Origin of the sequence: Antarcticibacterium arcticum (genome assembly GCF_007993795.1) — a bacterium.
GTDB lineage: Bacteria > Bacteroidota > Bacteroidia > Flavobacteriales > Flavobacteriaceae > Gillisia > Gillisia arctica.
Genome location: NZ_CP042476.1, coordinates 587,633 through 609,794, shown reverse-complemented (window position 1 = coordinate 609,794; position 22,162 = coordinate 587,633). Strand labels below are relative to the sequence as shown.

Here is a 22,162-nt window from a genome sequence, read left to right as displayed (position 1 = left end):
TTCTCAAAGATGTGATTGTTTAAACTCCTATTCCGTTTTATTCAGCTTTATATTAGGCAGCCCAATTTTATCCGGATGTTTAAGAAGTTCTTCCATGATCTTTTGGAAAAGACGGGTTTTTATTCTTCCTGAATTTTTAGGTTCACTCAGGTACCGCAGCGTAACCTCTATCCATCCATTGGTATGGGCCCTCAGGATTATAGTAGGTTTTTCTTTCACCTCAAGCTCATCTATAAGCGTTCCTGCAAGTATTTTTTTAAATCGTTTAACCCTTCGCATCATGGTCTCTCCTATTTCCTCTTCTGCCACGCGTTGAATGATATTGCTTGTTAACTTTAAATCTGTATCATAAGAGACAAATAAATTAAGCTCATGCCAAATGAAGGGAAACAAGGGCCAGGAGTAATTATAAACATATTCCTGAAAGATCCTGGAGTTTGCAAATTTGATGATACGCCCGCTTGGATGATCGCCCGAGAGATAATCGCCTTTGAATTCCCATAGAGTTGTATCAAAATATCCCAAATTGATCACATCGCCATATACCGGTCCAATCTTGATACGGTCTCCTACTTCATAAGGTTTTCTTACCAGCAAATAGATCCAGCCAAAAAAACTGCTCAACGGATTTTGCAAAGCCAAACCTACAATTAGAGAGACCACTCCAAAGGAAACCATGGTGGCATACCAGTTGGTAAAAAACAGGGAAAGGGCTATAGCAAATATAAAGATGCCGGAGAACAGGTTAACTATGTTCTTTAAATTATAGGCAACAGAACCGTCCTTGACCTTTCTTTTAATAATGCTTCTAAACACACGGTTTAAAACCAAGACAAAGGATGCAAACATCAATCCCAATACTATTTTTTGAAGAGGTGCTATATAGGATTCACGCACAGGAAAATAGCTCCATTCAAGCAAAAAATACAATATGATACATATAATAGAAATGATGACGGTTATTCCCAGAGCAGAGCGGCCCTGATTTTCAATCACCTTGTGATCCTCGGGTTTATCCTCAGATGAAAGTTTAATGGCATCCTGCACCTTTTCATCTTTAAGGATTTCGTTAATTTCTTCAGCTTCGGTTTTATCTGATAACTTCATATTTTCAGCTTAATGCTCTAAAATAATAAAATCCTTGCGCGTGCCACTAAGTGACATTGTTTGCGAGGGAAGGTTTAACACGTTTTTATAATATCAAGAGATCCATGAGCTGTTTAAATAGCTTTCTTATTAATGTAATAAAAAGCGCTTCATCATTAGACACATTCTGCAGTTAATAGTATCCGAAGTCGATTTATATAGATCCCGTTAAAACTTTAACAAAACACTGTTTAACAAAATATAATTTTTGTTAAACATTTTATTTTTAAAAATAGCCTTATATAGTTTTAACCTATATAAATTTTAAAATCTATTTATTATAATGAAAAAATTACACAGAATTTTTATGGTCCTTTTCATTAGTGCACTACTTACGGCTTGTAGTACATCAGATGATGACATTATGAATGTTACACCTACAGGTGAAACAACAACCTATGATTTATCTGCGGTAGCCGATCCCGGAATATCTGGAACTGCCACTTTTATTGAAAATGATGATAACTCGGTTACCATTGATCTGGCACTTCAGGGAACTCCCCAAAATGGATCTCATCCCGCTCATATTCATTTGAATTCGGCTGCGGAAGGTGGGGATATAGCTCTTACGCTTGGAACTGTTGTTGGCGCTACAGGGAAAAGCACTATAACAGTATCGGCACTTGATAACGGAACGCAGATTACTTATGAACAACTTCTTGATTTTGACGGGTATATCAATGTACACCTAAGCGCAAATGATCTTGGAACTATTGTGGCCCAGGGGGACATAGGTGAAAATGAACTCACGGGAAATACCAAGATTTATAACCTTAATGAAGCAGATGTTGAAGGAATAAGCGGGACTGCTACCTTTGAAGAAAGAAAAAATGGGGAGGCACTGGCAACCCTGCAACTGGATAATACTCCGGACGGGGGAATGCATCCCGCACATATTCACGCAAATACCGCGGTTGAAGGTGGAGATATAATTTTCTCCTTCAATCCTGTAAACGGCACCAGCGGAATGAGCAAAACAAATGTGGCAGAACTTGATAATGGAACTGCATTTCGTTTTGATGATATAATGAATGTAAATGGATATATCAACGTACACCTGAGCGCTGAGGATCTTGGTACTATAGTAGCCCAGGGTGATATAGGGGAAAATGAACTTACCGGGGTTTCCAAAGTATATAATTTAAACGAAGTGGCAATTGAAGGAATTAGCGGAACAGCCACTTTTGAACAACGAAAAAACGGAGATGCCCTTGCAACCCTCCAACTTGATAACACTCCTAATGGTGGGATGCATCCAGCCCATATTCACGCCAACACAGCAGTTGAAGGTGGTGATATAATTTTTACTTTCACCCCGGTTGATGGCAACAGCGGAATGAGTAAAACTAATGTTTCAAGCCTGGATGACGGATCTGCTTTTGGTTATGATGATGTGATGGATGTTAACGGGTACATAAATGTACATCTAAGCGCCGATGATCTGGGTACCATAGTAGCCCAGGGAGACATTGGTCAAAATGAACTTACCGGAGAGAGAAAGATATATGACCTTAATGAAGTAGCCGTTGCCGGAATAAGCGGTACCGCTACTTTTGAGGAAAGAAAAAACGGAGATGCGCTGGCTACTCTGCAACTTGATAACACACCGGATGGAGGTATGCATCCCGCACATATTCATTCCAATACGGCTGTTGAAGGTGGTGGAATTATATTCACATTCAACCCGGTAAACGGTACCAGCGGAATGAGCAAAACAAATGTATCAGGCCTTGATGACGATTCAGCTTTTGGGTATGATGATGTGATGGAAGTAGATGGATACATTAATGTACATCTAAGCGCAAATGATCTGGGAACAATAGTAGCGCAGGGAGATATAGGTCAAAATGAACTAACGGGACAATCTAAAACCTATCAACTAAGTGAAAAAGATGTGCCGGGTATAAGCGGTACTGCTACTTTTGAAGAAAGAAAGAATGGGGAAGCCCTTGCAACCCTTCAACTTCAAAATACTCCTCCCGGGGGATCCCATCCTGCCCACATTCATGAAAATACGGCAGCCGAAGGGGGTGATATAATCTTTACTTTCAACCCGATAAACGGAACCAGCGGAATGAGCAAAACAAATGTGGCATCTCTGGATGACGACACAGCATTTGGATATGACGATGTCCTGGAAGTAGATGGCTATATCAATGTACATCTTAGTGCCGAAGCCCTTAATATTATTGTTGCACAGGGCGATATAGGTGAAAATGCACAGTAAGCGAAATTATTTATAGGTACAATTATAAACTCCCGGGGATAATTCTCCGGGAGTTTTTTTCTTTACCCCTTTTACAGATAAAACCACCTTCCCGAAATTTTACTATCTCCCCCTAGAATGTTTATCTTTCAGGCTTAAAAATTTTATTATTATGCAACTTCATCTTTACCAGATTGACGCCTTTACAAACGAGGTCTTTTCAGGGAATCCTGCCTGTGTTGTACCCTTAGCCGAATGGCTTCCCGATGAGCTTCTGCTGAAGATCGCCATGGAAAATGCCGTGGCAGAAACTGCATTTTTTGTAGATCGCGGCAACAGGTTCCACCTGCGTTGGTTTACGCCCGAAATAGAAATGGACCTCTGCGGGCACGCTACCCTGGCCGCAGCTCATGCCATTAAGGAAATAAGAAAATTCCCGGGCAATAAGATCCTCTTTGATACCAAAAGCGGGGAATTGCAGGTTTTGGTTGAAAATAATACTTATACCCTTGACTTTCCTACCCGCAGTCCGGAGCCTGCCGACTTGCCGCAATTGCTGAAAGATTCGCTGAACATCCAGCCTACAGCAGTTTTAAAAGCGAGGGATTTTGTACTGATTTATGATAAAGAGGAGGATGTGCAAAACATTGAGATAAACAGGCTGCATTTTGACAAATTAGATCTGGGTACAGGCGGTGTAATTTTCACGGCCCCTGGAAAAGAAAATGAAACTGATTTTATATCCCGCTTTTTTACCCCCCGCGCAACGGTTTTTGAAGATCCCGTTACAGGATCTGCCCACTGTTCTTTGATCCCCTACTGGAGTAAAAAACTTGGTAAAACTGAATTATCTGCAAGGCAAATTTCTCCCCGCGGGGGAAATTTGGAATGTATTCTTAAGGGTGACAGAGTTGCTATAAAAGGAAGTGCGCGCACATATTCTATTGGAAAATTGTTTACCGAATAGATATAAGTTGATATTTGCTCAAAGTCTGAATATTTGCGACTCAATTCTCAATCAAGTTGGCGCAGATCTGCAATTTGTGTAGATACTTATCAGAAATAAAAAACACCTCCCGAAAGGAAGGTGTTTTTTATAATCATATTACTGCGGCAACTTAAATTTCCTCTTCTGCCAGAACTGCGATTTCATTATTCGGGATCTCATCTAACTCCTCTTCATCTCCCGAAAAATATGGAAACACGTCCAGAATTGGAGATTCAGTAATCGAAGGAATTGTATAATCTCCCATTGTATTCTGCATTGCCTGGGTGGTATTCTCAAAAGCCTCCTTTACGTCATTTGCCTGCACCAGCATATATATGTTTGTTTTTTTCTCCTTTCCGCTCTCTTCATCCAGTGCTATTAGGGAAACTTTGGATTTAAACCACCTGTCGGAATTTTCAAATGGATGTATCTCAGAAAAATTGGCCACTTTAATATTCATTATTTTGAATTCCTCGCTTGTATAAGCCGCCATTTCTTCGTTGATCCTTGCTTCTGCCTCTGTGAAGGAAACTGCATCTAACAAATAGGTATCGGTAGAAACTTTTTGCTCTCCCGTCTCGTGTGTTTTTCTGTATTTCACCTTACATTCATACCAGGTTGCACTCATTATATTTATTTTTAGAGCGCCAAAAATATAATTTAAAACAGGGCTTGCAGGGAATTTTGGGGGTAGGTTATTCACAATTTTCCTTCGGGAAGGATGGGCTTTCCATAAGTCCCTAAGAGGTAATTATATAGGGCATTGTTTAAATAAAGGTAAACGATAGACGTTTGACGGTAGACGGTAGACGGTAGGATACAAAACCAACATGTTTGGAACTCCTGGCTTTATTCACTATTTTCACTATTACATTATACAATATTCAGTTTACAGAAAACCCATACTCAATTCTCAATACTCAATTCTCAATACTCCATACTATGACTACAAAAAGGGAATTATCACCAGAACAGCGGGACGAGCTTCTACCAAACTTAAAAACTCGTTTTGAAAAAAATATGAATCGCCACACGGATTTTAAATGGGAAGAGGTGCTAAAAAGAATGGAAAGTAATCCTGAAAAATTGTGGTCGTTGTATGAAATGGAAAGTACCGGCGGGGAGCCGGATGTGGTTGGTAAGGATGAGATATCGGGGGAATTCATATTTTATGATTGTTCTGCCGAAAGTCCCAAAGGCCGTAGAAGCACTTGTTATGACCGTGAAGGATTGGAATCGCGAAAGGAGCATAAACCAGGTAATAATGCCATTGATATGGCAACCGCGATGGGCATTGAACTTTTGACTGAAGAGCAATACAGGGATTTACAGAAACTCGGGAATTTCGATTCCAGGACTTCCAGCTGGTTAAAAACCCCGGCGGAAATAAGAAAATTGGACGGAGCAATTTTTGGGGATTTCAGGTACGACAATGTTTTTATATATCATAACGGCGCTCAATCTTACTACGCTGCGAGAGGTTTTCGGGGAATGTTAAGAGTTTAGTCGGTAGACGATAGACTGTAGACGTTAGACTGTAGACGTTAGATTTCGGAACCTGTGAGGTTTCGGTAACCTTGTTCCAAACATTTTGTTTGATTTTTCTTCGTTCTCTTCAATTAATTTTTAGTTTTGTTGTTCAATCATTTGTTTCTGCGCTACCCTACCTGCGGGAATTTTTATTTTTTTATAAACCTTCTTAAACTTACCCGCATGTTTAACCGTTCTCTTTTGGTTCTCCTTTTTATTAGTTTATTGTCTTTTACCGCGAATTCCCAATCCCGTAAAGCGCTGGACCTTAAAAACGATTATCTCCAAAGTTCTTTTCTCGTAGTTAATAATACACCCTCTCCCCTAATTAAATGGGAATTACAGAATACTATTCATTATTTTGTTCAAGGTGACCTGCAATATATGTCCCGCAAAAATTGGGTCCGTTTTATTACAGATCTTGAATCGCTTACCGGTTTGGAAATTATTGAAACTACCGAATTACAAAAGGCCCAGATCGCTATTCATTTTAGCGACCTGGAACAATTTGCCGCTCTTGAAAACATCAAACTTCCGGGGGTGGATATTTCTCATTTCGACCACTGGAATTCAAGAAAATATAACAAGCAATATCAGCTTGAAAGATCGGCTTATTGCATAGTGCCAAATCTCATTACAAATAATCAAAGGGGTACCTATAACCTTCAACGATTATTCTTAAAATCTCTGGGTTTGTTGGGAGAAGTGGATAATGAATACAGCATTTTTTATCCCCGCCAGACAGATAATAACAGGAGTCTTTCAAAAAATGACAAAAGATTGATTAAGATCCATTATCTCCCCGGCATCAAGCCCGGTATGAACAAAATGGAAGTGGAAAGCTTTCTGGATACAAAGCTGGACCTGGAAGAATTGTTGAAGCAAAAGGTTTAAAAAACATTATTAAAGACCCCACAAAACTCAAATTACATCAATTTCTTTATCCATTCAAAATACTTAAAGGGCGCATATTTAAATTTCAGGTCTATCCAGGTTGGGGTAGTTACTACTGCCCTGCGGTTACTGAAGGCTAAAAAACTTTCCCGGCCGTGGTAGCTGCCCTGCCCGCTGTTTCCCACACCACCAAACGGCAGATTGTGATTGGCTATATGCATAAGCGTATCATTTATACAAGCCCCGCCGGAACTGGTCTTTTCCAGGACCATCTCCCCTTTTTCGGTATTTCCGAAATAATAAAGAGCCAGGGGTTTTTCGGCCGAATTGACTTGGGTTATAGCCTCATCCAAGGATGTAAAGGTCATAATTGGTAATATTGGACCGAAGATCTCGGCTTTCATAAGTTCATCATCCCCCGTAATTCCATCAAGAATAGTTGGGGAAATATAAAGCTTCTCCCTGTTTTTTTGTCCGCCGTGACGTATGGTGCCATCCGTTTTTTCAAGAAGCTGGGAAAGCCGGTCAAAGGCATCCTTATTAACTATCCTGGGATAATAGCTACTTTCTTCAGGATCGCGGCCGTACATACTCTCAATATGCTTCTGCATATTTTCTATAAGTTCCTCCTTTACCTTCTCGTGCACCAGAAGATAGTCGGGCGCAATACAGGTTTGGCCGGAGTTTATGGTCTTCCCCCAAATTATTCTTTTTGCAGCTATTTCAATATTGGCATTTTCATCTACAATACAGGGACTTTTTCCTCCCAGTTCAAGGATCACAGGCGTTAGATGTTCAGCCGCCGCCTTCATCACAATTTTTCCCACCCGGGTGCTGCCGGTAAAAAAGATCATATCAAAGCGTTTCTCCAGCAGGTAGGCGCCCGTTTCCTGGTCGCCGTGAACCATAGCTATATAATTTGGCTCAAAGGTTTCCTTGATGATCCTGTCCATCACCGCGGCTATGTGCTGAGTATTTTCTGAAGGTTTTAAAATGGCACAACAACCTGCAGAAATTGCCCCGATTAGCGGAGCCATAAGCAGCTGGAATGGATAATTCCAGGGCGCAATAATAAGCGTTTGGCCCAGGGGTTCAAATAACAATTTTCCCGAAGAAGGTAACAAATGAAGAGCTGAAGATACCTTTTGCGGAGCGGCCCATCTTTTAAGATTTTTTAAATGATGCTCTATTTCCCCGGTTACAATGCTTTTTTCGGTGAGATATGCCTCTTCTTCAGACTTTCCAAGATCCTTCCCCAAGGCCTCGAGGATCTGTCCTTCATATTTGTCAATGGTGGACTTCAGCTTTTTAAGTTTATCAATCTTAAAATCGATATTCTTTGTTTGATGCGTGGCAAAAAAGTTCTGGTGTTCCCTGTGTATTCTATCTATTTCGGTGGTTGATGTATTTTCCAATTTTTTTCCTTTTAATATATTTATTCTTTTCGGCCTTTAAAATGATCCATGGTGCTGTACATTCCCAACACCTTTCCCACAAACCAGTCAAAAAACCTGATGGGAAATAAACCCTGGCCCAGGCGTACCAGATGCATGCTCCAGGGCATGGTTAAAAATATCCTGTCCTGTTCTATTGCCTTTATAATTTTACGAGCCACCTTTTCCGGTTTTAGGATGGGAACTTTAGATCGCACCCCGGCGAACATTCCCGTATCAATGTAAAAAGGATTTACCGTGGTAATTCCTATATTCTTATCCAGTTGTTCCATTTCAAGCCTCAGGCTGTCACTCCAGCCAATCATGGCCCATTTACTTGCAGCGTACACACTCATTTTAGGGTTAGACACCAGCCCCGCTGAAGAAGCAATGTTGCATATATGTCCGGAATTTTGGGCCATCATCCCGGGCAAAAATTCGGCAGTAACATACATAGGTGCCGCTGTGTTGATATTCATAGTTCTTTGAATATCTGATGTATTGTGTTCATGAAAATATTTTCCCACAATGATCCCGGCGTTATTTATAAGAACATCTATAACCCCATGTTCCTGTAACACCAGGGAGGCCTTCTCTTTCACTTCGGCCGGATTGGATACATCCACTTTATATGCGCTAGCTTCTCCTAAAATCGAAAGTTCTGCCAGGCTTTGCTCTATATTCACCTCATTGATATCCCAAATAATGAGTTGGCCTCCTTTTCTAAGGATCAATTCTCCCATTAATTTACCAATGCCGGAACCTCCACCCGTTATTAGGACGGTTTTATCTTTGAGTTCTTTCATATTTGCTTCAGAATTTCCTAAAGGTAGAAAAGCTTCCATGCCCGTACAAGGGAAATAAAAAACCAGCCTGTATTTCTACTGCTAAAATTAAATTATTCTTTATTCTTTCAGAAGCTGGTGACTCGAGGGATAATTCAGCCAAGAAACCGACCATCTTTTCGTATTTTTATTTTCCGGCTCAGGAAAAAACCTTCAGCAAAATACATGGAAGAACTTATAAAAAAACATCTGGAATACACTCTGGGAGAAGAGATCCCGGAAGAAATGCTGGATAACCTGCGCGAACTTTCTTTCGAAAAATCCTTTGATAAGAAAGAACTTTTAGCAGAGGCCGGAAGGGCCTGTAATTATCAATATTTTATTCTGGAAGGTTCCTGTTATTCATATTATGTTAATGAAAAAGGCGATAAAAACGCGTTGCAGTTTGCCATTGAGAATTACTGGATCACAGATGCTTCCAGCTATTTTAAAGGTAGTCCTGCAGTTACTACCATTGAAACCCTGGAACCTACACGGGCTTTACTTATAAACAAGAATTCATTTGAAAAGCTTTGTTGCTCCCATCCCCTTTTTGACCGGTTTTTTCGCAAGCTGCTCCAAAACTCCCTGGCTACTTTGCATTATCGAATTGCTAAAACTATAAGTGAGGATGCAGACCACCGCTATAAAGAATTTTCCAGTCGTTATCCGCATTTTGTACAGCGCATCCCACAATACCTTATTGCCTCGTACCTGGGCATAAAACCTCAATCCCTTAGCAGGATTCGGGGGCGAAGTTCGTGATTAGGGAGTAGGAATTAGGGAATAGGGCATGTATAGTGCATACTTTATTTTGTAATGTTGATTGGGTTATAAAATGAGATGTTCTGAATCTGGGTTTTTGGAATGTGGAACTTGCCTGCCGGGAGGCAGGTTTGGATTTTGGAATTTGAATTTTGGTTTTTGATTCTTGAGTTTTGGATTTAGAGCTTGTTTCAAAAAGATTGAGTAAATTAAGTACTGTAAACTGAAAAACAATTCTATGGAAACGAAATGGCCAGCACTATCTTATGAAACGGGAAAAGACACCTATGAAACCCTGCACATGTGGACCCAGATCCTTGGGAAAATTAAACTGGGAACCTTAACCTGGATGAACCATTCCTGGCACGTGAGCCTAAAGATAACCCCTACCGGCTTAACCACTTCTACCCTTCCCTACCGCGACCAGTTCTTCCAGATAGACCTGGACTTTATTAAACATCGTTTAATAATATTGACCAGCCGGGGTGAGGAAAGGCAATTTAGCTTACCCGGACTTTCGGTCGCTGAATTCTACGAGAAGCTCTTCTCCAATCTAAAAACCCTCAATATTGACCTTGAGATCTATTCCAGGCCTGTGGAATTGCCCAATCCAATAAGATTTGAAGATGATACCCTCCATAATTCCTACGACATTAAAGAAGTTACCGCCTTGCATAAAAGTCTGCTGGCAATGCAGGATGTATTTACCGGATTTAAATGCCACTTCAGGGGAAAATGCAGCGATGTTCATTTCTTTTGGGGAAGTTTTGATCTTGCAGCATCCCGTTTTTCAGGTCGAATTGCTCCCAAACATCCCGGCGGTATACCCAACCTTGCCAATTGGGTGGCAGAGGAGGCCTACTCTCACGAGGTAATGAGCGCGGGATTCTGGCCCGGAAGCGAGGCCCTTCCTGAAGCCGCTTTTTATTGTTATCTCTACCCCGAACCGGAGGGTTTTAAAGATGCAGCCATAGAGCCAGAGGAAGCCTATTATCACCAATCCCTCCATGAATTTATTCTACCTTATAAAGCAGTGCAGGAAAGCAAAGACCCGGAGGCAATGCTGCGCGAATTTCTTGACAGCACCTATGAGGCTGGAGCAAAACTCGCAGATTGGGATAGAAAAGCCCTGGAAGTTTAAAGAATACCTACCTCAAAAAATCCTGAAATATTTGTTTTATTTATGTATCTATCGTAATATTGCAATGTAATATTCTTTAAAATATTTTCACCCTTGAAAATAACTATTTTAGATCCGGCTTTGTGTTGTAGCACAGGAGTTTGCGGCCCATCTGTAGACGATACACTGGTCCAGACAGCCGCCAATGTAAAATGGCTTAAATCCCTTGGGTATGAGGTAAAGCGTCATAACATTTCCAATGATGGGGCTGCTTTTAAAGAGTATCCTGATGCCATAAAAAAATTACAGGAAGAAGGCGTAGATTCTCTTCCCTATATTTTCATTAATGATAAATTGGTGAAAGCAGGGGAATATCCTTCTAAAGAAGAATGGCTACAGCTGCTGGAAACCAAAACTTCACAGACCTCCGGGAAAACTCATTTTTCAAATGAGAATTTTGCTGAAAAAACCAATGTACTTATTGGTATAGGAGCCGCGGTTGCGGCTTCCAACGAAACTTTCCTGAAACAACAAGTTAGCAGGGCAAAAGTCCTGGACATTGAAATTCAGGAAATAGCCCGGGCAATGAATATTGGTAATGATGCTAAAAACTCCCTTAGTAAGCAGATAATAACACAGGCTAACCGTTTGTTAGGTGAACTTCAACCCACTGCAGATTCCTGTGCGCCCAATTCGGGATGTTGCTAAAACAACAGTGTAAATCTTAACATACAGGATTATGGAATCGCACCAAACAAAATATTTATTTTTTACCGGCAAAGGAGGCGTAGGAAAAACTTCTCTCTCCTGTGCCACCGCCATAAAAATGGCCGATGAAGGGAAAAAAGTCCTTCTGGTAAGTACAGATCCTGCTTCCAATCTTGAGGATGTGCTCAACAGCCCTGTAACTGAAAAGATGGGTGCCGTACAGGGATTGAAAAATCTAATGGCCATCAATATCAACCCGGAAGTTTCTGCAGATGAGTACCGAAACAGGGTAACCGAACCTTTACGGGACATCCTGCCCGAAGCAGCCATAAAGAAAATGCAGGAAGAACTCTCGGGCGCCTGCACCACCGAGATCGCTTCTTTTGATGAATTTTCACGCTTTATTTCCGGAGAAAATGAAGGCGAAAGTTTTGATGTGATCATTTTTGACACCGCTCCAACCGGACACACCCTAAGATTGCTGGAATTACCCGCTGCCTGGGCATCGTTTTCTGAAAAAAACCCGGACGGCGCTTCCTGTCTGGGCCCAACTTCAGCCTTAAAGAGCAGTCAGGAAAGATACAATAAGGTAGTTGAAACGTTACGCGATGCAAACCAAACCACGTTCTACCTCGTATCCCGGGCGGAAAGATCTTCTTTAAAAGAAGTTTCCCGTACCAGTGATGAACTAAAGGAACTTGGATTGAACAATCAGAAATTATTGATCAATGGTGTCTTTAAAGCGCTGGACCATTCTGATGAATTTGCAGTGAAAATGGAGGAAATAGCGAATAAACAATTAGCATCTATTCCGCAAAATCTAAATGGTCTGGAACGGCAGCAATTTCCGCTTTTACCCTATAATGTCTTAGAATTACAAAAACTTCGCTCCCTGTATAATGAAAAATTGCAGGAGAAAGAGGTGGAGCAAAATCTTTCAGAAAAGAATGATGTAAATTCCTTTATAAAAGGAATAGATGAGTTGGTAAATGATCTTACCGCTACTCAGGATCACGGACTAATTATGACTATGGGAAAAGGAGGGGTTGGGAAAACTATAACAGCGTCTGCGCTTGCCATTATGATTGCACGCAAAGGTTTTGAGGTGCATCTTACAACAACAGATCCTGCTGCCCACATTCAGGATTTTATAGACCAATTGGGCGAACTGCCTGCAAACCTGAGCATAGATCGCATTGATCCCAAAATTGAAACCCAACGCTATACAGAGAAAGTGTTGGCGCAAAAAGGCCAAAAACTTGATGAAAATGGAAAGAAACTTCTGTTGGAGGATCTGAAATCCCCCTGTACCGAAGAAGTGGCTGTTTTTCACGCTTTTTCCAAAGCCATTCAACAGGCCAGGCGAAAATTTGTGGTTATTGATACCGCACCTACCGGGCATACCTTATTGTTGCTGGATACTGCAGGAAGTTATCATCGCGAAGTAATGCGCAATACCGGCATGGATCCCGCAAAAATAAAAACGCCTTATATGGCCTTACAGGACAGCAGTCTTTCTAAAGTTATCCTGGTTTCCCTTCCTGAAACCACTCCTATGCGGGAAGCCGCGGCGTTACAGGAAGATTTAAAAAGGGCCGGAATCATTCCTTATGCCTGGGTGGTGAATCAATGTTTGTCTATGCAGGCAGGCATTAAGGATCCCTTGCTAAAAAGCAGGGCACGTGCAGAAGGGGAAGTAATCCAAACTATAGAAAACACGCTTACTAAAAGGATCTATGGAATTCCCTATTTGCCAAAAGAAGAATTATTACCCACTTTGCTGAATTTTTACAGCGAGGATCAACTTGAAAAAATAATTTAAAATGGGAGTTACAAAAACCGATCTCTTTACCGATAAGCAAAATGAACTCGCCGGTGTTGCCAAAGTTTTTGCACACCCTGCACGTATCGCAATTATTGAATATTTGCTAAGGGCAAATACCTGTATCAACGGCCATTTGGTTGAAGAACTTGGTCTCGCCCAGGCTACCATAAGCCAGCACCTCAAAGAATTGAAAAACAGCGGGATCATTCAGGGAACCATAGAAGGGGTTTCCGTAAGCTATTGTATCAATCCGGTAAAATGGGAAGAAATTAAAGGCCTTTTTGGGGAGTTTTTTGAAAGCTTTCAGCCTCCCTCCTCCTGCAGCACTAATTGTTGATTGTTTTCACTAAAAAGATTGAACTATGACAACTTCAGAAGAACTTAAAAAGATCGTTCAGGAAAAATATGCAGAGATTGCCCGTGGGGAAAATGATTCCTGCTGCGGCGGCAACTCTCAGGTTCCTGAAGTTTATAATATTATGACCGATGATTATTCGGGACTGGAAGGTTATAATCCTGATGCCGACCTTGGTTTGGGATGTGGCCTTCCAACCGGCTTTGCGAAAATAAGGAAAGGAGATACGGTAATAGATCTGGGCTCCGGTGCCGGAAATGATTGTTTCATTGCACGCCATGAGGCCGGGGAAACCGGTAAGGTGATAGGAATAGATTTTACAGAGGATATGATCAAAAAGGCACGGGTAAATGCCGAAAAACTTGGTTTCAATAATGTGGAATTCCGGCAGGGAGATATTGAGAACATGCCGGTTTCCAATGATCTGGCTAATGTTATTGTGAGTAACTGCGTACTCAACCTGGTACCCAATAAGCAAAAGGTGATTAAGGAAATATATCGCACTTTAAAACCAGGCGGACATTTCAGTATTTCTGATATTGTGCTTGTGGGCAGTTTGCCAGAAAAATTAAAGATGGATGCTGAAATGTATGCCGGCTGCATTGCCGGTGCCATTCAAAAAGATGAATATCTGGAACACATAAGGAATACCGGATTTCAAAATATTAGTATTCAAAAAGAGAAGCAGATAGTCATTCCTGATGCAATCTTGGACAGGTACCTTGACCAAACGGAAAAAGAAGCCTTTAAAAACGGGCACACCGGAATTTTCAGCATTACCGTTTTTGCACAAAAACCGGGAAATAAACCTTTGAATTTCCTAAAATCATCAATTGAGGAAGCAGAAAATTTTTGTGGCCCTGCAGGTGTTTCCGGCTGCTGTTAATGATTTCTATTTCCAATTAAAACAATCTCACAATGACCAGGAAAACTTCTGAACTATTTGAAAAAGTTGATAAAAACATCACTGCTTTAAAGCTTGATTCTATTCCCAAAGAAAGAAAAAAATTGCTGCAATCCCTTGTTGCATATATTCAGGAAAAAATAACGAAGGGACAACCGGTAAGGCTTAATTTCATTTGTACCCATAATTCCCGCAGAAGTCACCTTTCCCAGGTTTGGGCACAGGCTCTGGCTGCATATTATAATATTCCCAATATATTCTGCTATTCAGGAGGAACGGAGGCAACTGCATTGTTCCCTGTTGCTGCGGAAACTCTGGAAGAGCATGGATTTGAGATCGCGAAACTTTCTGAAGAAAAAAACCCGGTGTACAGCATAAAATTTGGTGAAAATGAGCATCCGGTAATCGGATTTTCAAAAACCTTTGATGATAATTTTAATCCGAAATCGGGATTTGCAGCAATTATGACCTGCTCCCAGGCCGATGCCGGTTGCCCCTTTATCGCAGGTGCTGAAAAACGTATCCCTGTTACGTATGAAGATCCAAAAGAATTTGATGGTACCGGGCAGCAAAAACAAAAATACAAGGAGCGCAGCGAGCAGATCGCAACCGAATTAAAATATGTTTTTTCAGAAATTAAAGTAAAGTAATGGCAGTTAAAAAGGAAATCGCATTTTTCGAAAAATATCTTAGTCTATGGGTTGCCTTTTGTATTGCCGGAGGAATTTTTATCGGGTTTATTGCCGGTGATGCCATGCAGGTAATGAGCACCTGGGAGATTTATAGAGTGAACATCCCAATTGCGGTCCTCATCTGGATGATGATCTACCCAATGATGCTCCAGGTTGATTTTACGAGCATTAAAAAAATTGGAAGACGGCCAAAAGGAATCGTTTTGACATTAGTCATGAACTGGTTGGTAAAACCTTTTACAATGGCATTTTTTGCCTGGATCTTTTTCACGAAATTATTTGCGGCATTCATAGATCCCACCCTTGCGGGGGAATATATTGCCGGGGCGATCATACTTGGAGCCGCCCCCTGTACCGCTATGGTTTTTGTATGGTCTTATTTGACAGATGGAGACCCGAATTATACCCTTATGCAGGTTTCTGTAAACGATCTTATTATTCTGGTGGCTTTTGTACCTATTGTGGGATTATTACTTGGAATAACCGATGTTGTGGTCCCTTATGAAACCCTTATTCTAAGTATTTTGATCTATGTGGTAATTCCCCTGGTAGCAGGAATTATTACCAGTAACTTACTTATAAAACGCCACGGGGCCGATTGGTTCAAAACTAATTTTTTGCCCAAATTAAAACCGGTTAGCATCATTGCCCTGTTGCTTACACTGGTCCTGCTCTTTGCTTTTCAGGGAGAAAATATACTCAACAATCCGCTGGTAATATTTCTTATCGCTGTGCCTTTGATCATTCAAACCTACTTTATATTTTTTGCTACCTGGTTTGCCGGTAAGAAACTTAAATTAACTCATCCTGTATGCGCACCTGCCGCTATGATTGGAGCCAGTAATTTCTTTGAACTTTCGGTTGCTGTAGCAATAGGATTGTTTGGCCTTCAAAGCCCTGCCGCCCTGGTATGTGTGGTGGGAGTTTTGGTGGAGGTGCCGGTAATGCTCTCCCTTGTCGCATACGCCAATAAACACAAATATGAGGTGAAGGGTATTTCGCAGTGATTACCGCAAGAAATAATTTTATAACTTAAGCTGTTGTAAATCAAACAGTTTTATGTCTCTTCGGTGACGCTGAAGTAAGATATAAAATTCTTAAAATTTAACCTCAGCCCTGGATAGAATGGGCCTTCTTTATGAAAAAAGCCCGCAATATAAACTGGCGATCCATTTTCTCGCTTAAATCCATAACCCTTATCCTTCTTGGGGTGCTGTTTGCTCTTATAGGTTTACAGGGATTTATGGTTCCAAATAATTTTCTGGATGGCGGGGTCACGGGGCTTACAATTCTGTTAACCGGTCTGGCCAATATTCATATTAGTTTAATTCTGCTTGCATTCAATTTGCCATTTGTAATAATTGGATATAAGAAGATTAGCCACACATTTGGACTTCAGTCATTGATCGCCATGTTGTTGCTTTCCGCAGGGATGTACTTTATAGAAATTCCGGCTTTTACACACGATAAATTGCTGATTGCAGTTTTCGGCGGATTCTTCATTGGCCTTGGAATTGGATTGGTGATCCGTGGCGGTGGGGTTGTAGACGGGCTCGCAGTAATTGCCCATTATACCGAAAAGAAATCGGCTTTTACCTCGGGAGAAATTATTCTAAGCCTCAACACCCTCATAATTTTAGGTGCGGCCTACAGGTTTGGAATTGAAACCGGGATGTATTCCATTTTGGTGTACTATACCGCTATGAAAACTACCAATTATGTAGTAGAAGGTTTTGAAGAATTTACCGCTCTTAATATTATTTCAGCAGATCAGGAAATTATCAAAGCTACCCTTGTTAAGGACTTTGGAAAATCTATAAGCACCTATAAAGGAGAGCGGGGTTCCCTGCCGGGTTCCTTTAATATTAAACAGGATTGCGATATAATTATGACCGTAGTTACCCGCCTGGAAGTACACCGTATAAAAAAAGCAATTGCTTTAATTGATCCGCATGCTTTTATTTTTGTGAATAGTATCAAAGAAGTGAACTCTAAAACTTAAAATTCCAATATCCAATCTCCAATCTCCAATTTCCAATATACAAACCGGCAGGCAGGCAGGTTCCAAATTCCCACACCAAAATTCAATTTCAAAAATAAAATTTCAAATTATAGAGATCAAATCAGTACTACATTATACAATATACAAGCACTCAACCATACTCACTACTCACTACTCACTACTCACTTCTCAATACTCCTCAACAACTCATCCCGAATAATTCCTGGGTAACATTTTGGGAAGGCCTTGGGCCTGCGGTAGAGAAATCGTCGAAGAATAGAATATTGGGAGCCCCCTGTTTGCGTACATAATTGCTTAAGATCTTATTGGTATGGTAGGTGGCCTGCTGCAATTTTAAGAAAGGTTCAAAATCATCAATACAGCTTACCTGGGCATTTTTATCTACATAGCCAAAACCAAGATAGCGCCCATCACGTACCAATACAAATGCTTCTTCCTCATAATGCCTCCCTTTTTCCCTGATCACATAAGTGGAAGATTCGCGGTTTAGGGATGCAATAGCAGCTTCAACTTTTTCATTATAATTTTCTACCAATTCCGAACCATCACAAACGCCCTCGCAATTCTTAATGCGGTAATGGGAACAGATCTCTACATTGCTTTGTAAAGTGCAGTAACGGGGGCACAACTTGAACATTTCACATAGCTGTTCCAGTTTTTCTGTGGCCTGCGCCCTGCTGTAAAAGGTGCCTACGGAATCCCTGATGAGTTTGGTTTTCCCAAGGGCAAGCTGTATGATCCCGCGCTGGTTCACATAACTTATGATCTGGTAAATGGTCCCGGGCCGCTTTTGTGCCTGATTGTATTTTGGATAGTACTTTCTTATGTATTCGGCTTCCAGCAACAAGGCCATAAGTTCATTTCCAGTGGTCTCATAATCTATATAGTAGGTTTCCTGGCCAAGCTGATATTCTTTGCTCAATTTATCATAAAAGTGAGAGATCACCCTTTTTTTGATATTGATAGCCTTGCCTGCGTACACAACTTTATGATTCTTATCCTTGAAGAGATAGATCCCGGGGCTTTCGGGCAGTTCATAGATCTGTTCGGCACAAAGATGTGGCGGCAGGGTTGCCTGCCTGGAATGGGCGTGCAGGAAGGACCGAATCACTTTAAAATCATCATCAAGGGATAAAAGACGTTGAAAAAGGATCACTGTGGCATCTGTATCCCCTTCGGCCCGGTGCCGGTTTACAATAGGAATATTAATGGAGTCACAAAGCCGGCCCAAACTGTAGGAAAATAATCCGGGGATAAGTTTTCGCGAGAGACGTACCGTACATAATTTCTTTCGGGAGTATTCAAAACCAAGGTCCTTAAATTCATTCCGCAGCACATTGTAATCAAAATTTACATTATGAGCCACAAAAATTGCTTCGCGGGTCATTTCTTCAATCTTTTTTGCAACTTCAGGAAATTTTGGAGCATTGGCAACCATATCATTGTCAATGCCGGTGAGCGCAGTTATCTGTAACGGAATATGCTTTTCAGGATTGATAAGTGTTGAATATTTATCAATAACCACAGCACCTTTCATAAGCACTATACAAATCTCGGTAAGGCGGTTTCCTGCAATGCCACCTCCCGTAGTTTCAACATCTATTACCGCAAATAACTGATCATTCATAAACCCGATTTCCAGAAAGTAAATGTAGTAATTTATTTGATAAAGTAGGAAAATTTCCTACTAATTGGAATAACTCCTATATGCATACAATAAAATGCTTCCAAGCGCACAAGCATAATTTTAATATTTTTGTCAAGGAATTCGTACAATTACGCTTTATCACATTAAAATAGAGTACTTTAACCTGATATTTCTTTTTTCGCCTATCTAAAAATTCCTGATCCACTAAACCCGGGCGTAAAAAGGTATACCCCTTAATTTCCTCCTCTATATATTTATTTCAACGGGTATGCTGAAAACCGGGAAGAGTAAGCAATAATCAACCACCAATAAGATGAACACAATTAATTATTTTAGGATCGCAACTGCCTGTCTGGGCTTAACGATCATTGCTGCGGGATGTAATACTTCTACTGAAAAAGAAAAAGAAGTACGCGTTGAAAAGGAAGTGGCCGAAGTGAAGACAGATATGGCTGCTGTGAAAGCGGAGATCCAGGAATTGGAAAACACCTGGGCACAGGGTGATAATGCGCGGGATGCAGAAAGAATCAGTTCTTTTTATGCAGAGGATGCCGTAATTATGTCGGCAGACAAGCCGATGGTCTCAGGTAGAAATGCTATTAAAAAGGACCTTGAAACCAGTATGGCCGGCAGGGAGAAAGGATCAACCGCCAAATATGAGGTCCTGGATGTATATGGAGATGAAAATGTGGTTACCGAAATTGGAAAATCAACCCGAATGGACGCTGCCGGAAAAGTGATTTCTACGGGTAAATATATTGCCATATGGGAAAAGCGCGATGGTAAGTATGTTTGCGTAAGAGAAATGAGTTTTACCGATAAGGAAATTAGTCAATAGGAAAATTTCATTTCCAAATGCTTAGGGAGGAATTGAAAAATTCCTCTTTTTTATGCCTTAAATCGAAATAAGTCAATTTGAAACTCCTTTGGCCCCTTTATAAAAAAATGGACGCTGTCCATATTATCTTTCCTATCCTGCGCTATTAGCCACTTTTCAATCCGGCGAATTTTATATCTTTAGTGGATTCTAAAAATTACCCATCTATGAAAAAATCTTCCCTCCCATTATTAATGCTTGTTTCCTTCTTATTAATTTTTACCCAAAATAATTGGGGACAGGGATTGAGTACTGACCAAATTGACAACCTGGTACAAAAAACTATGAAAACCTTTGATGTCCCCGGTATGGCTGTAGCCGTTTTGAAGGACGGTAAGGTGCTACATATGAAAGGTTACGGGACAAGATCATTAGAAAAAGGCGGAAAAGTAGATGAAAACACCCTCTTTGGGGTGGCATCCAATACCAAAGCGATGACAGCTGCTGCCCTGGCAATTCTTATTGACCAGGGAAAACTGGAATGGGATACCAAAGTTACCGAAGTTATCCCCGAGTTTAAATTATATGATCCCTATGTAACCAGTGAATTCACCGTAAGGGATCTTCTTACGCATCGCAGCGGACTGGGCCTGGGTGCCGGGGACCTGATGGTATGGCCTTCGTTAAATACCACAAGTAAAGAGGAACTTATACATAATTTACGATATCTAAAACCGGTTTCCTCCTTCAGGACGAAATATGATTATGACAACCTGCTCTATATAGTGGCCGGTGTAGTAGTTGAAAAGGTATCCGGGCTGGATTATGAGACCTTCATCACCCAAAATATTTTCAGGCCCCTGGGAATGAACAATTCGGTGGTTAACTGGAACCTGATTAAGGATAAAACCAATGTAATTGAGGGACACGCCCCAACAGAAGGTAAACTGGTAACTGTGGGCCTTAGTTTCACCCCTGCAGCAGATCCCGCTGCAGGAGTATATTCTTCAGTATATGATATGAGCAAATGGGTCCAAATGCAGCTCGACAATGGGAAATTTGGAACGCAATTGAAGGATAGCATTTTTAGCAAGGAACAACACCGGGAAATGTGGACGCCCCAAACTATTATTAGAACAGGACCCGGAGATTATAATACCCAATTCAAAGCATACGGCCTGGGCTGGAACCTGAGTGATGTTAATGGATATAAAGAAGTTACGCATACCGGCGGACTTTTGGGAATTGTTTCCCAGGTTACCATGATCCCGCAACTGGAACTTGGAATTATTGTACTTACCAATCAGCAATCAGGCGCGGCTTTCAGGTCGGTTACTAACAGTATTAAAGATGCCTACTTCGGAATAAAAGGAAAAGACCGCATTGCCCAATATCACAAAAATGTCCTGCGGAATGAGAAGTATTCCGATTCTGTGGTTGCCAATGTTTGGAAGAATGTGGAGGCAGTTCAAAAAAACCAGAAAATGAGTACAGCAGAGCTGTCTAAATATTCAGGAGCTTACCTCGATCCCTGGTTTGGCAAGGTAAATATCTTGGTAAAGGACGGAAAACTTAGATTTGAAGCAGAAAAGGCACCCGACCTTCATGGGGAAATGAGTTTCTATAAAGGAAATTCTTTTGTGGTGAAGTGGGATGACCGCAGCCTGAACGGTGATGCATTTGCCGTGTTCTCTCTGGATCGCGAAGGAGAAGCGAACGGTTTTACAATGGAACCGGTCTCCCCTATGACAGATTTCAGTTTTGATTTTCAGGATCTGGAATTTGAAAAGCAGCGAAAATAACCTCAGTGCTGTTTTAAAACTCCACAAGCAGCCTGTAGAAAATATGGGCAAGGTTTGGGGTGGTTACACTCTTTTTTTAAAAAAAATTTAATCCAGATTCAGGCCGGATAAAATTTTGAATAAAAACGGAATTCTCTTCCTCAAGTGGTGCTTACTGCAGGCCCCTTAATAATTCTATAGAGATTTCAATGGATGCATTTCCGGCTTTCCTAATATTCCCCTCCCTTTTTTAGTTTGGAGATTGCGGGTTTTAAAATTTTTGGTTCCATAATTGAACAGGTGTTAATAACCACTTAACGTAAATTATGAAAACTGTCCCTCCATCTACTGCCAAAAAGGATTATTATCAGGATTATATCTCCCAAATCAACTGGGACTGGTTATTTTTTAAAAGTCTAACCATTTTTGGAGGTATTTTATTTTTAGGCGTTATAGCCTTTATTTTGTGGTACCTGCCTGCTATCCGCTAATCATTCAATCTT

The 22,162-nt window shown here is 40.9% G+C and carries 21 protein-coding genes; 16 read left to right on the top strand and 5 right to left on the bottom strand.

From position 1 onward, the window contains the following. Nucleotides 1-27: 27 nt before the first annotated feature. Nucleotides 28-1,107, bottom strand: coding sequence for a mechanosensitive ion channel family protein (locus FK178_RS02590; protein WP_146830709.1), 1,080 nt, complete (start codon nt 1,105-1,107; stop codon nt 28-30). A 322-nt stretch (nt 1,108-1,429) separates the two neighbouring features. Here FK178_RS02590 and FK178_RS15540 point away from each other — a divergent pair, with 322 nt between their 5' ends. Both FK178_RS15540 and FK178_RS02580 read left to right on the top strand, forming a co-directional pair. Further along, nucleotides 1,430-3,373: a CHRD domain-containing protein gene (locus FK178_RS15540; RefSeq protein WP_205677206.1), complete on the top strand. Its 1,944-nt coding sequence runs from the start codon at nt 1,430-1,432 to the stop codon at nt 3,371-3,373. A 151-nt stretch (nt 3,374-3,524) separates the two neighbouring features. Next, nucleotides 3,525-4,319, top strand: coding sequence for a PhzF family phenazine biosynthesis protein (locus FK178_RS02580; protein WP_146830707.1), 795 nt, complete (start codon nt 3,525-3,527; stop codon nt 4,317-4,319). 151 nt (nt 4,320-4,470) lie between these two features. Here FK178_RS02580 and FK178_RS02575 read toward each other — a convergent pair whose 3' ends face one another. Continuing rightward, nucleotides 4,471-4,968, bottom strand: a complete 498-nt coding sequence (locus tag FK178_RS02575) for a DUF4494 domain-containing protein (protein WP_146830705.1) — start codon at nt 4,966-4,968, stop codon at nt 4,471-4,473. Between the two features lie 314 nt (nt 4,969-5,282). On the opposite strand from FK178_RS02575, the gene FK178_RS02570 reads away from it, so the two are divergent. After that, nucleotides 5,283-5,846, top strand: coding sequence for a DUF4256 domain-containing protein (locus FK178_RS02570; protein ID WP_146830702.1), 564 nt, complete (start codon nt 5,283-5,285; stop codon nt 5,844-5,846). 207 nt (nt 5,847-6,053) lie between these two features. Next, on the top strand, nt 6,054-6,764 hold the full coding sequence (locus FK178_RS02565; protein ID WP_146830700.1) for a DUF2927 domain-containing protein: 711 nt from the start codon (nt 6,054-6,056) through the stop codon (nt 6,762-6,764). 32 nt (nt 6,765-6,796) lie between these two features. On the opposite strand, the gene FK178_RS02560 is transcribed toward FK178_RS02565, so the two are convergent. Together FK178_RS02560 and FK178_RS02555 are read right to left on the bottom strand one after the other, a co-directional pair. Continuing rightward, entirely contained in the window at nt 6,797-8,179 is a 1,383-nt protein-coding gene (locus FK178_RS02560) for an aldehyde dehydrogenase (protein ID WP_146830698.1), read from the bottom strand. Between the two features lie 20 nt (nt 8,180-8,199). Next, nucleotides 8,200-9,003, bottom strand: a complete 804-nt coding sequence (locus FK178_RS02555) for an SDR family oxidoreductase (RefSeq protein ID WP_146830696.1) — start codon at nt 9,001-9,003, stop codon at nt 8,200-8,202. A 204-nt stretch (nt 9,004-9,207) separates the two neighbouring features. On the opposite strand from FK178_RS02555, the gene FK178_RS02550 reads away from it, so the two are divergent. The 9 genes from FK178_RS02550 (at nt 9,208) to FK178_RS02510 (ending at nt 17,392) form a co-directional block, all read left to right on the top strand. Further along, nucleotides 9,208-9,786 (top strand): Crp/Fnr family transcriptional regulator, encoded by a 579-nt coding sequence (locus tag FK178_RS02550; RefSeq protein ID WP_146830694.1) that lies wholly within the window; start codon nt 9,208-9,210, stop codon nt 9,784-9,786. A gap of 238 nt (nt 9,787-10,024) precedes the next feature. Further along, the gene (locus tag FK178_RS02545) at nt 10,025-10,927 is read left to right on the top strand and encodes a DUF5996 family protein (protein ID WP_146830692.1); all 903 of its coding nucleotides are present in this window, start codon (nt 10,025-10,027) and stop codon (nt 10,925-10,927) included. Nucleotides 10,928-11,020: 93 nt separating this feature from the next. Beyond that, nucleotides 11,021-11,614, top strand: a complete 594-nt coding sequence (arsD, locus tag FK178_RS02540; RefSeq protein ID WP_146830690.1) for an arsenite efflux transporter metallochaperone ArsD — start codon at nt 11,021-11,023, stop codon at nt 11,612-11,614. Between the two features lie 31 nt (nt 11,615-11,645). Beyond that, nucleotides 11,646-13,436: an arsenical pump-driving ATPase gene (gene arsA / locus FK178_RS02535; protein WP_205677205.1), complete on the top strand. Its 1,791-nt coding sequence runs from the start codon at nt 11,646-11,648 to the stop codon at nt 13,434-13,436. 1 nt (nt 13,437) lies between these two features. Continuing rightward, a complete protein-coding gene (locus tag FK178_RS02530; protein ID WP_146830686.1) occupies nt 13,438-13,776 on the top strand; it encodes an ArsR/SmtB family transcription factor in 339 nt (112 codons plus the stop codon). 25 nt (nt 13,777-13,801) lie between these two features. Further along, on the top strand, nt 13,802-14,680 hold the full coding sequence (locus FK178_RS02525) for an arsenite methyltransferase (RefSeq protein ID WP_146830684.1): 879 nt from the start codon (nt 13,802-13,804) through the stop codon (nt 14,678-14,680). 32 nt (nt 14,681-14,712) lie between these two features. Continuing rightward, nucleotides 14,713-15,348 (top strand): arsenate-mycothiol transferase ArsC, encoded by a 636-nt coding sequence (locus FK178_RS02520; RefSeq protein ID WP_146830682.1) that lies wholly within the window; start codon nt 14,713-14,715, stop codon nt 15,346-15,348. Continuing rightward, the gene (gene arsB / locus FK178_RS02515) at nt 15,348-16,397 is read left to right on the top strand and encodes an ACR3 family arsenite efflux transporter (RefSeq protein WP_146830680.1); all 1,050 of its coding nucleotides are present in this window, start codon (nt 15,348-15,350) and stop codon (nt 16,395-16,397) included. The genes FK178_RS02520 and arsB overlap by 1 nt, the downstream gene beginning before the upstream one ends. A gap of 131 nt (nt 16,398-16,528) precedes the next feature. After that, entirely contained in the window at nt 16,529-17,392 is an 864-nt protein-coding gene (locus tag FK178_RS02510; RefSeq protein WP_146830678.1) for a YitT family protein, read from the top strand. A gap of 199 nt (nt 17,393-17,591) precedes the next feature. On the opposite strand, the gene FK178_RS02505 is transcribed toward FK178_RS02510, so the two are convergent. Further along, entirely contained in the window at nt 17,592-19,040 is a 1,449-nt protein-coding gene (locus FK178_RS02505) for an exonuclease domain-containing protein (protein WP_146830676.1), read from the bottom strand. Nucleotides 19,041-19,374: 334 nt separating this feature from the next. On the opposite strand from FK178_RS02505, the gene FK178_RS02500 reads away from it, so the two are divergent. The 3 genes from FK178_RS02500 to FK178_RS15420 all read left to right on the top strand — a co-directional run bounded on the left by FK178_RS02500 (nt 19,375) and on the right by FK178_RS15420 (nt 22,150). Further along, on the top strand, nt 19,375-19,899 hold the full coding sequence (locus FK178_RS02500; RefSeq protein WP_146830674.1) for a YybH family protein: 525 nt from the start codon (nt 19,375-19,377) through the stop codon (nt 19,897-19,899). 206 nt (nt 19,900-20,105) lie between these two features. Further along, nucleotides 20,106-21,680, top strand: a complete 1,575-nt coding sequence (locus tag FK178_RS02495) for a serine hydrolase (RefSeq protein WP_146830672.1) — start codon at nt 20,106-20,108, stop codon at nt 21,678-21,680. A gap of 305 nt (nt 21,681-21,985) precedes the next feature. After that, a complete protein-coding gene (locus tag FK178_RS15420) occupies nt 21,986-22,150 on the top strand; it encodes a hypothetical protein (protein ID WP_168194547.1) in 165 nt (54 codons plus the stop codon). The last annotated feature ends 12 nt before the right edge of the window (nt 22,151-22,162 follow it).